General features: G+C 42.8%; 11 protein-coding genes. 6 read left to right on the top strand and 5 right to left on the bottom strand.

Annotated elements, in window-relative coordinates:
• Window positions 1–231: 231 nt before the first annotated feature.
• The 5 genes from JMY06_RS09670 (at window position 232) to accC (ending at window position 5330) form a co-directional block, all read left to right on the top strand.
• On the top strand, window positions 232–732 hold the full coding sequence (locus JMY06_RS09670) for an EVE domain-containing protein (protein ID WP_201618083.1): 501 nt from the start codon (window positions 232–234) through the stop codon (window positions 730–732).
• A complete protein-coding gene (locus JMY06_RS09665; RefSeq protein ID WP_201618082.1) occupies window positions 729–1202 on the top strand; it encodes a PH domain-containing protein in 474 nt (157 codons plus the stop codon). The genes JMY06_RS09670 and JMY06_RS09665 overlap by 4 nt, the downstream gene beginning before the upstream one ends.
• A gap of 421 nt (window positions 1203–1623) precedes the next feature.
• Window positions 1624–2991 carry an MATE family efflux transporter gene (locus tag JMY06_RS09660; protein WP_201618081.1) on the top strand — a complete coding sequence of 456 codons (1368 nt, stop codon included), beginning with the start codon at window positions 1624–1626 and terminating at the stop codon, window positions 2989–2991.
• Window positions 2992–3391: 400 nt separating this feature from the next.
• Window positions 3392–3820, top strand: coding sequence for an acetyl-CoA carboxylase biotin carboxyl carrier protein (accB, locus tag JMY06_RS09655; protein WP_201618080.1), 429 nt, complete (start codon window positions 3392–3394; stop codon window positions 3818–3820).
• A 145-nt stretch (window positions 3821–3965) separates the two neighbouring features.
• Entirely contained in the window at window positions 3966–5330 is a 1365-nt protein-coding gene (gene accC / locus JMY06_RS09650) for an acetyl-CoA carboxylase biotin carboxylase subunit (RefSeq protein WP_201618079.1), read from the top strand.
• 148 nt (window positions 5331–5478) lie between these two features.
• Here the strand turns inward: accC and JMY06_RS09645 are convergent, their stop codons facing one another.
• Together JMY06_RS09645 and leuA are read right to left on the bottom strand one after the other, a co-directional pair.
• On the bottom strand, window positions 5479–6105 hold the full coding sequence (locus tag JMY06_RS09645) for a hypothetical protein (protein ID WP_201618078.1): 627 nt from the start codon (window positions 6103–6105) through the stop codon (window positions 5479–5481).
• Between the two features lie 318 nt (window positions 6106–6423).
• Window positions 6424–8220 carry a 2-isopropylmalate synthase gene (gene leuA / locus JMY06_RS09640; RefSeq protein WP_201618077.1) on the bottom strand — a complete coding sequence of 599 codons (1797 nt, stop codon included), beginning with the start codon at window positions 8218–8220 and terminating at the stop codon, window positions 6424–6426.
• Window positions 8221–8461: 241 nt separating this feature from the next.
• On the opposite strand from leuA, the gene JMY06_RS09635 reads away from it, so the two are divergent.
• Window positions 8462–8950 (top strand): Lrp/AsnC family transcriptional regulator, encoded by a 489-nt coding sequence (locus JMY06_RS09635; RefSeq protein WP_201618076.1) that lies wholly within the window; start codon window positions 8462–8464, stop codon window positions 8948–8950.
• A gap of 2 nt (window positions 8951–8952) precedes the next feature.
• Here the strand turns inward: JMY06_RS09635 and JMY06_RS09630 are convergent, their stop codons facing one another.
• From JMY06_RS09630 to JMY06_RS09620, 3 genes are all read right to left on the bottom strand, one after another.
• Window positions 8953–10197, bottom strand: coding sequence for a YbfB/YjiJ family MFS transporter (locus JMY06_RS09630; protein WP_413786913.1), 1245 nt, complete (start codon window positions 10195–10197; stop codon window positions 8953–8955).
• A gap of 139 nt (window positions 10198–10336) precedes the next feature.
• Window positions 10337–11677, bottom strand: a complete 1341-nt coding sequence (locus JMY06_RS09625) for an ABC1 kinase family protein (RefSeq protein ID WP_201618074.1) — start codon at window positions 11675–11677, stop codon at window positions 10337–10339.
• Window positions 11678–11729: 52 nt separating this feature from the next.
• Window positions 11730–12521, bottom strand: a complete 792-nt coding sequence (locus JMY06_RS09620; protein WP_201618073.1) for a HesA/MoeB/ThiF family protein — start codon at window positions 12519–12521, stop codon at window positions 11730–11732.
• Window positions 12522–12603 lie beyond the last annotated feature (82 nt).

The raw sequence follows: 12603 nt of genomic DNA, 5'->3' as shown, positions 1-12603 counted from the left end.
ATTTGGGCATAAATGGACTTATTCATCAATGAGAAGCTGTCATCAACAGCAAAAAGTAACGCTAGGATAACGGCTAAGCTCATTAAAAAAAAGGGTATCTTTAAGAAAAGCACATCTATAATAAAACAAGTAACAAACGCTTATGTTAACGGCGCTCCATTACAGGCAAAATAGCTGACAATTACGGTTACCTTATAGAACCATAATAAATTTTAAAAAAGGATAGAGACAATGGCATATTGGCTTATAAAATCCAATCCAAAGTGTTTTGATATAAACGATCTGCAACGTTTAGGAACAGAGATGTGGGATGGCGTGCGTAACTATCGCGCCCGTAACTTTATGCGCGATGATATGCAGGTAGGTGATAAAGTGTTTTTTTATCATTCAAGTGCCAAGCCGTCGGGCGTCGCTGGCATCATGACCGTCAGTAAAGCGGGCTACCCCGACCCGACCCAATTTCATCCTGAACATCGTCATTACGACCCTAAGGCGACAGAAGAAGAACCGCGCTGGTATATGGTGGATTTGACCTTTGAGCAAACCTTTACTGAGACTTTGCCGTTGTCCGAGCTTAAATTCATCCCGATGCTTGAGGATTCACTATTACTTAGAAAAGGCTGTGAGCAATTGACGGTCATTCCACTTGAGCCCAAACATTGGCTGGCGATTATGGATATGGCGGAGACTCTTGGATTGTTAGATAATCAGGTAGATAATAACTTAACATGACGGACATTATTTTTGCTTCCAAAATTGACACTTGGTTAACTTTAGTTTTTATTGATTCTACTTTGCTGATGGTTTTCAGTCTTTTCGTACCATATTGGTTCAACAGCAATACCTCACTTGTCCAAAATATATTTATACTTTTTTTGCCAATATCATTTACGCTACTGCTACTTTGGTTGCCGTATTGTAAAATACAATACACCGTTACTAACGACCAGTTATTGGTCAATAATGGGTTTTCTACTAGTCGCATCAACTTGAAAGATATCACTAGCATCCAGCCTTCTAGCAGTTTCTTGGCAGCGCCTGCATTATTCTTAGATAGAATTGAAATAGCATATAAAAATAGGGATGGAAATGGAGGCGTGCTGATATCGCCAAAAGACAAACCCGCATCTTATAATGCTATCCAAGTACGCACGACTACCCTACAGCCCAATAGTAGTCGTGACGGCTTAATCGAGAAGTAATTGTCATAGAAAAATGCTTGTACGACTTAATACAACCGTCTCTGAGTGTATATGACTGAGGCGTACTATCTATTGCGAAAACGTTGACATCACCGCGAGGCTTGTTTACCATTCTGTCTACTTTTGACCTGTCAATTCATACCTTGAGTTGACAGGTTATTTTTATTTTAGTGGCTGTATTTTAGGGCTTATATTTTATAGCTGAAGTGCATTATTTTTTATGTTCTCACACCTGTTTACTTCTTAATAAACAGATAAACCCCTATTAACTTATATAGTAATGCTGAACATAATATATCAGCGTACTATCACTGGCATTCTCATAGCCATTATCTCTATCTTACTGTTTCGCTATTGATTTGTTGATGGCTATATTTGACATCAACAGTAACCACCGTGAATAATTGACAAGTTGCTAACCATGGTTTCCGTATTATCCTTCAAAGATTTTAAAAGCTACAGCTTACGTTTAGGCGTACTAGCGTTACCTATTTTGATTACTCAGTTTTGCCAAGCGGCGCTTGGTGTCGTTGATGCCATTATGGCAGGGCAAGTTTCAGCACTTGATTTGGCTGCTGTGGCGGTTGGTTCTGGTATTTGGCTACCGCTGTTTTTATTAGCAACCGGTATTTTGATTGCCACCACGCCACTGATTGGTGAGGCAATCGGTCAAAATAAATACGGCCAAGTCCCACATATCACCCAGCAATCGCTATGGACTGCTGGCGTCATTGGTATCCTTGGCTTTATTATCGTCAATTTAGCACCTAATATTTTAGGTGTGATGGGCGTCCCTGAAAACATTCAACCGATAGCGACTCAATACTTACATGGTGTCTCTTTTGGTTTCCCAGCCCTTGCCGTATATGCGGTACTACGCAGCTACTGCGAAGCGCTCGGTCGCCCTGAGCCAGTGACTATCATCAGTGTTATCGGTCTATTGGCAGATATCCCGATGAACTATATTTTCATCCATGGTCTGTTCGGTATGCCCGAGATGGGCGGTGCAGGTTGCGGGGTAGCAACAGCGATAGTATTATGGATTAACGTTCTACTGCTTGGGGCTTACACTACCTTTACTAAGCGCCAGCAATTTGCCAGTACACGCTTTTTCTATAGCTTTACAGCGCCTAATCGTCAGCAAATTACTAAACTACTGAAGCTTGGCATACCGATTGGTATCTCCATCTTTTTTGAAGCCAGTCTTTTTAGCTTAGGAGCACTGGTTATCAGTCCACTTGGCGAATTAGCAACAGCGTCGCATCAAGTGGCATTATCCGTGACCTCACAGCTATTTATGATACCGATATCGGTGGCAATGGCGCTGACTATTATGGTGTCCAATCGTTTTGGTGAAAAGAATCTGTTGGCTTTACGCCAAGTGCAAGCCACTGGGCTTATCTGGACGGTACTTATTGCTGTCGTCTGTATGCTGGGAATTTGGATATTCAGACCACAACTGGCAGCAGCTTTCACAGACAATCCGGAAGTCAGAGCGCAGGCTATGCACCTGTTAGTCTTTGCGCTTGCCTATCAGTTATTTGATGGCTGGCAGGTCAATATCGCTGGTATTCTGCGCGGTATGCAAGATACGACTGTACCGATGTGGGTGACACTATTTTGTTATTGGATAGTCGCCTTGCCACTTGGTGTCTATCTAGTGCGTTATACCGATGTTGGCGCGCAAGGGTTCTGGATGGCATTAATTACCGGTCTATTCTTATCTTCCATCCTCCTTACGCTACGTTTGCGTTATCAGCAAAACCGCTTACAGGTGCAATGGGCTTAGCTTGTCACCCAGCCGCTTTATTCTATTCTGACTACTCACAAACTAGTAAACTACTTAAGCCGTTGCGTATACAGATATGCAACGGCTTTTATCTTGGTGTTGTTTATTTAGACTATTCAAAACTTTTGAAGTTTTTACTCTACTTTCATGTTCCATAATACGTCTCTATCGTAGTATCTAGTAATCAATGCTAGCGCTGCCTGCTTACATAGACTATGATAAATAGTTGAATATTTATTACCCAGAAACATATTACCATCAAAAATATGTAAAACCCCTCAGTTAACAACTGTACATTGATTGCTCATTGCGCCGAATATAGGTATCATTAGTAATTGATTAAACAATATTTTGTTACACTATTTCTTCTTAAATTTTAGTAAAAGGCCTCATTAAAATTATGGATATTGAAAAAATACGCACCCTAGTCGCCCTCATGGAAGAAAATGAACTGGTCAACTTAGAAGTCAGTTCAGACGATGAGCACATCAGCTTAACCCGTCATTACGCTGCTCCGGCTCCAACTATGATAGCCGCACCTTCTGCTGGCGTCGCTCCTCTTGCTACTGAAGCGAAAGCTCAAGTAAAAGCGGGTAGCGTTGAAACTTCACCAATGGTAGGTGTGTTTTATTCTGCGCCTAGTCCTAATGACCCGCCATTTGTCAAAGTCGGTCAAAAAGTACAAGCGGGCGATACTCTTGGCATTATTGAAGCCATGAAAATCATGAACCCGCTTGAGGCTACTCAAAGTGGTGTGGTTGACGAAATCTTAGTGGATAACTCTGAGGTCGTACAGTTTGGCCAGCCCGTTATACGCTATAAAGCCTAATGGTCTACGCCCCACTTTACCTAGTTATGATTGATACCTCGTTATGACAGTTACTACCTCATTTACTATTGCATTGAATATGATTGCATGATGAGTAACTCGTAGCGGGACAATTAATCGCTGCCGCTTTGACAAGGATGACCCCATGATAAAAAAACTGCTCATCGCCAATCGAGGTGAGATTGCCTTACGTATCGTTCGCGCCTGTAAAGCGCTTGGTATCGAGACTGTTGGCGTTTATTCGACCGCTGATGAAAACCTGATGCACTTGCGCTTTGTTGATGAAGCCATCTGTATTGGCAAGCCTAACGCTAACCAGAGCTATCTAGATATTAATACTATCTTAACCGCTGCTGAAGTTTCTGGCGCTGATGCCATTCACCCTGGTTATGGCTTTTTGGCTGAAAATGCTGAGTTCGCTGAGCGTGTTGAAGAAGCAGGCTTAACTTTCGTCGGTCCTAACGCGGATCATATCCGCTTAATGGGAAATAAAGTTTCCGCAATTAATGCCATGAAAAAAGCAGGCGTCCCTACCGTACCCGGATCTGTGGGTGCAGTAAACTTGCATAACGCTGAAGAACAAGCACGCAATATCGGCTTTCCGCTGCTGATTAAAGCGGCCTCTGGTGGCGGTGGACGCGGTATGCGCGTGGTTGAGCGTTTTGATGAGCTTATTGGTCAAGTCCAAGCGGCAAAACAAGAAGCTGAGCTGTGGTTTGGTGATGATACCGTCTATATGGAACGCTACTTACAAAACCCGCGCCACGTTGAGATTCAAGTATTGGGTGATGGTAATGGTAATGCCATTCATCTCTATGATCGTGACTGCTCATTACAACGTCGCCATCAAAAAGTACTAGAAGAAGCTCCTGCTCCTGATATCCCTGATGATGTCCGTCAGCCCATCTTAGATGCGTGCGTCAAAGCTTGTAAGCTGGTTAAGTATCGCGGTGCTGGGACTTTTGAGTTCTTATTTGAAAATAATGAGTTCTTCTTTATTGAAATGAATACCCGAGTTCAAGTTGAGCATCCCGTTACTGAGATGATTACCGGTATTGATGTAGTGGTTGAGCAATTAAAAATTGCTGCCGGTTACGGTCTGTCCTATCGCCAAGAAGAGATTGAAGTTCAAGGACATGCTATTGAGTGTCGTATCAATGCTGAAGATGCGGTCACTTTTGTGCCCTCACCCGGCAAAGTCACGCAATTATTTGCACCAAGTGGCACTGGTGTTCGCTTTGACTCCCATCTATATCCGGGCTATGAAGTGCCGAGCTATTATGACTCATTAGTTGGTAAGCTCATCTGTCATGGGCAGACTCGCCAGCAAGCCATTGCTAAAACCTTACATGCACTAGATGAGCTGATTATCGAAGGGATTAATACCAATATCCCACTGCATCGTGATGTGATTTTAGCGGATAAGAATTTTGTTAACGAAGCACAAAATATCCATTATCTTGAAAGAGAACTATTAACGGCCAATAAAGATAAAAACGCAGCGTCATAGCTTTTATCTTCATCTCCAAAGATAATATCCAAAAGTAATATGAATATAGAAAAATGCTTATAAAAAAACCGCTATATTATCAAATAGCGGTTTTTTTGTGGTTAAGCTTATTGGTTTGTGGGCCAACTAACTGGTATAAACGCAACAGTTACGGCAATATACGATGGAAACTCATAAAGCATTCAGTGCCTTCAGAGTCAGCACACCACTGCATTTTATTACCATCATGATTTAAAAATGCGATTAAGGCTTCATCGGTTTGGTCAACCTGATTACCAGAGCAGTCGACCTCATTATTATCATAAACGGTTTTAATAGCGATAATCGGTAAGCCCTCTTCACGATGGGTCACTAAATAACGTCCATACGTCCATTCCTTACCACTGACTGCCCACATCTCATTATCGGCCGCAAAGTTATATATCTCACGACATTGGGCAGGTTTTTTTGAAGCTGTAGCTGTTAAAGTAGTGTTGGAATTAATATTTGATGTATTTTTAGGGACGATATTAATAATACGCTGCTCACTTTGATTCATCACTCCGCCTGATTTACCCGCGGATATTTTAGGTTCAGCAGTTATTAGTGATGGATCGCTGGAGCGTGGCACAGGCTTACTGATGGTATGTACACTACTTAAGTCAATCTCCCATTGCCCAGCAATTGCAGGGCTAATATGTGTCGTAATCTTCGACTGGCTGGCCTGTTCGCCAGCGGTGGGTAGCGACGACAAAATAGATGCCAATGTAAATGAAGCCATTGAGAGCGATGCCATAGTTAACCTTTTATTTATATCAATACGTTATATACACATTAGCGTAAGTCTTGGGCTCTAAAAACACAAGTAAAATTATGCTATTGACTGCTAAATACGGGTATAGCCCGACAACTGATATTATTTAAATACTACTTTAAGTTTCTATTAAAATTAGGTTTTGCGACATCTTAGAAGTCAGAAGCCTGAACATTTAAACATAAAAGCAAATAAATGACGCAAAAAATAACGCCATAACTTAAGATTGCTTATTGCAAAGAGTCATGGCGTTATCGTTGCTACGTTTTATACCAATACCTGATTAAGTTAAGCAAAAACTTATGCCGCTGTTCCTACTGGTGCTTGAGCAAAGGCAGACAATGCCCCTTTTAGCATCGCTGATACGGTGCTACTGCAAGTGCCGATACCGGAGTAAACGTCACCATCAACATTCAGCTGAATATAAGCCGCTGCATTGGCATTGGTCTTATTATCACTATTGGTACCATCATCGATGCCGTTGCCATCACCATTAATATTGTTATGATGCGGATTGATGGCATGCTCAGCATAGTTAATAATGTGTAAAGACTTACCGGTATGCTGCGCTAGGCCGTCAATGAACGATGATAATGGACCGTTACCTGTCCCATCAATAGTGATGGTATCGCCATTCATCTGTACTTGACCGTTAAAGTAAACTTCACCGCCTTTATTATTCACACTGTAGTCTAATAACTCAAAACTGCCTTTCTGCAAGTAGGTATGTTCAAAGGTTTGTAAGATTTCATCATTTTGTAGTTCACGCGCAGCGGTTTCTGCTTGCTGCTGGACGACGCGGCTAAAGTCAATTTGCATCCACCGTGGTAAGTTAAAGCCATAGTTACGTTGAAGAATATAAGCGACGCCGCCTTTACCAGACTGGCTATTAATACGTACCACATCTTGATAGCTGCGACCAATGTGCGCCGGATCGATTGGCAAGTAAGCCACATCCCAAACGTTTTCGGTCTGCTCTTTGTGCTTCTCATTATAATCGAGAGATTTTTTAATGGCGTCTTGATGCGAGCCACTAAAGGCGGTAAATACCAATTCACCGACATAAGGATGGCGCGGATGCACCGGTAAGTTATTGCACTCGCTCACTACTTGTACAATCTCACTCATATTACTGAAATCAAGCTCAGGGTCGATACCTTGGCTAAACAAGTTCATCGCCATCACCATGATATCCATATTACCGGTACGCTCGCCGTTACCAAGCAACGTGCCTTCGATACGATCCGCACCAGCGAGGACACCAAGCTCAGCCGCTGCAATCGCACAGCCACGGTCATTATGAGTATGCAGACTAACTGTCACATGCTCGCGCTTTACTAAATTACGGCAGAAATACTCGACCTGATCGGCGAATATGTTGGGCATAGATGCTTCAACAGTCGCTGGTAAATTAAGAATTACTTCTTGGCCATTTTGTGGCTGCCAAGTATCACAGACGGCATCACAGACTTCTACGGCATATTCAGTCTCAGTTTGGCTAAAGCTCTCAGGCGAGTACTGAAATACCCATTCAGTCTCAGGATACTTGGCGGCATATTCAACTAATAACTTCGCACCAGTGATAGCAATTTCTTTAATCTCAGCCTTATCTTTGCCATATACCTTTTCACGTTGGATACGGCAGGTTGAGTTATAAACGTGAACAATGGCACGCTTAGCACCTTTTAACGATTCAAAAGTACGCGCAATCAAATGCTCACGAGCTTGAACTAACACTTGCAACGTCACATCATCAGGCACATGATTTTCTTCGATAAGCTTACGCGCAAAATCAAACTCTACTTGCGCCGCTGATGGAAAACCAATCTCGATCTCTTTAAAACCCACTTCTACTAAAGTCTTAAAAAAGCGCATTTTTTGATCAATAGTCATTGGATCAATTAGGGCTTGGTTACCATCACGCAGATCGACACTGGCCCATATTGGCGACTTTTCAAGCGTTTTGCTTGGCCATGTCCGGTCTGGCAACGAAGGCGCAAATGCAAAAGGGCGATACTTTTTATAATCAAAAGCAGCATGTTTTGGAGTAATTTTCGCAGGTGCAGATTCTGTAGTGCGTGTGGCTTGGTCAGACATAATCAATCCTTAGATAAGGTATAAAAAATAAAGTTATATTAGCAATTTCTTAGCTTGTAAATAACTTAGTTCGTAAATAAAACAGCGTTTATCATACGAGATAACTAAAGTTTATACCATTATGATAACAAATTTTATCAGGTGGAAAACAGCTTTATACCATATTATTTATGGCAATATTAGTGATAAAATCTAATATTATTGATATAATCAACTTAAATCACTAATAAAATAGCACATTATGCCAAATAGCCATTCTAAAGACTCTTTATCAATTGATATCGATGAGACCGACAAGCGTTTATTGCGCTTATTACAGCTAGAGGCGCGGATGAGTATTACTGAGCTTGCCCAGCGTGTTAATCTATCTGCCACACCTTGTGCACGTCGTGTTAAGCGCCTAGAAGAGGTTGGTATTATCACTGGATATCACACTCAAACTGATGCACAGAAATTGGGCTACCCGCTCGCTGTGTTTATTGCTATTAGTATGGATCGCCATACCGCCGAACGCTTTGAGCAGTTCGAGCGTAAAATCCAAAGCTTTGATGAAGTGATTAGCTGTAGCATTGTGACTGGTCGTAGTGAAGATTATTTAATCAAGGTACGAGTGCGCGATATGGCACATTATGAGGAGTTTTTATTACACCGGCTAAATCGTATCGAGGGCGTGGCACAGGTTCATACCAGCTTTGAGCTACGAGAGGTGTTTAGTCGCAGTATTGTTTAAATTTATGCGATACGTTGTGATTGTCTCCGGAAGAACACCAGTAAAACTAAGCTGACGAGCAATCCAATACCAGCAACCAGCAAGCCGGCATTAAAATTATCATTTTTACCCGCTAACACTACCGTTACTAATGGCCCGACGAACTGACCTGCACCATAAGCTAAAGTCGCCAAACCTATTAATAAATTGGAATAGTCGGGATTCATATTCTTGATAATATTGAGGGTCATTGAAACCATGCCGACGAAGGTTGAACCCAAAATAGCAGCGTTAGCATATAACCCAAGTGCACCATCCAACCATAAGGGCAATAGCATTCCCAGCGCCTGCAACAAAGTCAACCCCATTAAAGTTTTGATTTCTCCAATACGCTTAGCTAACGCTCCCCAAACCGGATTGGATAACATCGCACAAATACCAACAACCAGCCAAATCAGTAGTCCGGCATAGGTCTGAGTCGTCAAGCGCTGAGCGGCCATCACCGGTAAAAAGGTCGCTGAAGTAATATAACCAAACCCTGCCAGCACATAGCTGGCCGCTAATAATGAAATAGCTTTGGTTTGGCCTGTGATCGCCTCATATAACGATCGTTTAAAATTAATATAGGTCTGATGCGCAGATGGTCGCTGATCGCTAATCTTAGCCTCTGAATTGGTAGTTAGCGGACGAATAGCGTAGAGCAGCCACAACAGCGGTAAACTACTCACACCTGCAACCAGCCAAATCACATCAAAATGATAACCAAGTGTTAACAGCCACCATGTGAGCACAGCTGACGCACTGATACCGACGCCAATGCCAGCGAAATGTATCGTCGATAACACAGAACGCCGAGCGCTACTAAATCGTTGAATGATAAAAGAAGAGCTAAGAATCATCCCTATTCCGCTGGCAATACCTGCCAACAAACGAATGAGATACCATAAGCTTAAAGATAGCTCTGGTATCACAAGCATAATAGTGGTCACAATACTGACGATGGTGCCGAGTATCAAGGCTTGCCATGTGAGGCGCTGCGGTACAAACATCGCAATCAGCGCGCCAATAAAATAACCAATATAATTAATCGATGCCAGCCAGCCTGCAATGGTGGTTGATAGCGTCAACTGGCTCATAATGTCAGGCAACGTGGCCGTAAATAGGAAACGCCCAAAACCCATCACCACCGCCATACAGTATAAGCCTATTAAAGCGATAGCGGTTTCATTAGTAATGGTAAATCTAGTATGGTTTTGAGGAGCAGTCATCATGACAGAGCCAATTTGTGGCCAGCAGCACACAATCCTTTGTGTTAGCAATGAGTGTAAAAATCTAAACTTAAAAATTCTTATAAAACAATCATTATAGAGCAGTCAATATAATGTAGTCATTATAGAAAAATAACCATCAAGCAATTACCGGTGTCACCGTCGATGGCGTATCCTGCCCCAGAATATTTACGCGCTGATCACTAAACATATCCATATCAGGGGCTAGCGTACGCATAAACCGGTCAAAATATAGCAACTGCTTGGTCAACAAGGCAAAATCACGCGGGAAATGAATGCCATGACGCTTACCGACCGCCACTACCTCTAGCATCATTTTATTGAGCTCATCGGCCTGCTCTTTGGTATTAAAAGGTATACCGCTGGTGAATGCTCTATCTTCTGCCATAATAACTTGCATCATACGCTGCAAATCCTCACCTAAAGCCACGACATCTACCTCTTGCCCGTGCGTCATTTCCATATCAACCATATGTTTTGCCATGGCATGATAATCATTTTCCTGTAAGGCTTGCATCATACCCATACATGCGCGCCAGCTTTCAGGTTTTAACTTACCCACGATGCCGAAATCTATAAAGCCAATCCGGCCATCGGTTAGCAGCATCAAATTGCCCGCGTGCAAATCAGCATGGAAACTATTGCACAGCATCAGGCTGGCAAACCAAGTATTCAAAGTATCAGCCATGACTTGTGCAGGGTCATCACAATATTGGTGCATTGCCGCCTCATCGACCATAGACACGCCGCGCAAACGGCTCATGGTCAATATGCGCTTCGTGGTAAGCTCATCATAGACTTGCGGCGCTATCACCCGCGTGTTACCTGATACCGCTAAGAACTGTTGAAAATCACGGATATTTTGCGCCTCAGAGATAAAATCAGTCTCATCCAGCATACGCAAGCGTATCTCATCGATAATGGGCGCGATACTGGCGAACCTCATCGATGGCATTAACACCTCGATTATTTTAGTGACCGCATGCAGCACTCCTAAATCTGTCTGCATGATGGTTTCGACCCCGGGCTTTTGCACCTTTAATACCACTTCATCCCCATTGTGCAGACGCGCAGCATGGACTTGGGCAATAGACGCTGAAGCGAGCGGTTTTTGCTCAATATGGGCAAACTTATCAGCCAGTGTTTGTCCATCAACCGCTAGTTCAGCGGTCAATACTTTTTCAATATAATCATACGATAACGGTGTGGTTTGATCCAAACAGTCTTGAAAGGCTTCGACGTATTCACGAGGAAAGAGTGAAGGCGTACTGGCAATAAACTGGCCTATCTTAATATAAGTGGTGCCCAGCTGCTCAAAGGTATCTTTTAGCAGTCTTGCATCCGGCTTCTCGCCTTTAGCGACTCTTAATGCTGATAGGCCTGCAATACTGGCCGTTTGGCGCACACGGTTCACCACATTAAATGTGTGCTTTAATAAATGAGGACGATAATTTTTCATAAAGGACAACTATAGTAGTAAGCAAAAGATAATTATAAAAGTACATAAGAAGTTAAACGCTACAAATGGGACAATCTGTATCTTGCTTATAGCCCATCAGCCTCTGCTGCATCAAGCTACCGTCCCATAATAACAACTTGCCTGTCAGTGGATTTTTGGTTAATCCTAAATATTGCAACGCTGCATTAGCCTGCAAGCTACCCATAATAGCAGTAGTACTAGCAAGGACACCGGAATTAGCACAAGTACGTTCATCAAGTTCTGTATCAGTATTAGGCGCACCGAATACGCAGTGATAACAGCCCGAATTTAACTGCGGCTCAAACAGCGCCAATTGCCCTTGCATAGCAATCGCAGAGGCGGTCAAAAGCGGAATTTGATAGCGCACGCTAATACGATTAACGATATCGCGAGTCGCAAAATTATCGGTACAATCTAATAGTAAATCCGGCTTGCCAGATGCCATATCCAGCAGCTCATAAGCATTCTCTTCGCTAAGACGGGCAACGGTTCCGCGAGCCTTGATAAGAGGATTAATCCTTTGCAACATCTGCGCGGCTGTCGAAGCTTTGGGCTTACCAATATCAGTGGGTAAAAACAGCGTTTGCCGTTGTAGATTGCTCATCTCAATGACATCATCGTCGATCAGGTGCACTTGTCCAAGACCGGCGCGCACTAAGGTTTCAGAAGCTGGACAACCCAGGCCACCCGCCCCAATCATTACCACACGGGCAGATTTTAACCGTAGTTGCGCATCAACATCCCAACCCTCAAGTAATATTTGCCGGGCGTAACGTAGCAGTTCAGCATCTAACAACATCTCTGTATCTAATGAGTGCGTCATATTTTTACCATAACTTAGCTTAAGAAAAACAGTGTTGAGCGAGCATATAGGGAATATCAAATAAAGTAGGTACGGTCTATAA

The sequence above is a fragment of the Psychrobacter urativorans genome, assembly GCF_904846675.1.
GTDB classification, from domain to species: domain Bacteria; phylum Pseudomonadota; class Gammaproteobacteria; order Pseudomonadales; family Moraxellaceae; genus Psychrobacter; species Psychrobacter urativorans_B.
Note: the sequence above shows the minus strand (reverse complement) of the source record. Positions and strands in the feature narration are given on the sequence as shown.

Excerpts from the sequence above, each read along its gene's own strand:
- JMY06_RS09670 (WP_201618083.1), top strand. The coding sequence starts at position 232 with ATGGCATATTGGCTTATAAAATCCAATCCAAAGTGTTTTGATATAAAC.
- JMY06_RS09665 (WP_201618082.1), top strand. The coding sequence starts at position 729 with ATGACGGACATTATTTTTGCTTCCAAAATTGACACTTGGTTAACTTTA.
- JMY06_RS09660 (WP_201618081.1), top strand. The coding sequence starts at position 1,624 with ATGGTTTCCGTATTATCCTTCAAAGATTTTAAAAGCTACAGCTTACGT.
- accB (WP_201618080.1), top strand. The coding sequence starts at position 3,392 with ATGGATATTGAAAAAATACGCACCCTAGTCGCCCTCATGGAAGAAAAT.
- accC (WP_201618079.1), top strand. The coding sequence starts at position 3,966 with ATGATAAAAAAACTGCTCATCGCCAATCGAGGTGAGATTGCCTTACGT.
- JMY06_RS09645 (WP_201618078.1), bottom strand. The coding sequence starts at position 6,105 with ATGGCATCGCTCTCAATGGCTTCATTTACATTGGCATCTATTTTGTCG.
- leuA (WP_201618077.1), bottom strand. The coding sequence starts at position 8,220 with ATGTCTGACCAAGCCACACGCACTACAGAATCTGCACCTGCGAAAATT.
- JMY06_RS09635 (WP_201618076.1), top strand. The coding sequence starts at position 8,462 with ATGCCAAATAGCCATTCTAAAGACTCTTTATCAATTGATATCGATGAG.
- JMY06_RS09630 (WP_413786913.1), bottom strand. The coding sequence starts at position 10,197 with ATGACTGCTCCTCAAAACCATACTAGATTTACCATTACTAATGAAACC.
- JMY06_RS09625 (WP_201618074.1), bottom strand. The coding sequence starts at position 11,677 with ATGAAAAATTATCGTCCTCATTTATTAAAGCACACATTTAATGTGGTG.
- JMY06_RS09620 (WP_201618073.1), bottom strand. The coding sequence starts at position 12,521 with ATGACGCACTCATTAGATACAGAGATGTTGTTAGATGCTGAACTGCTA.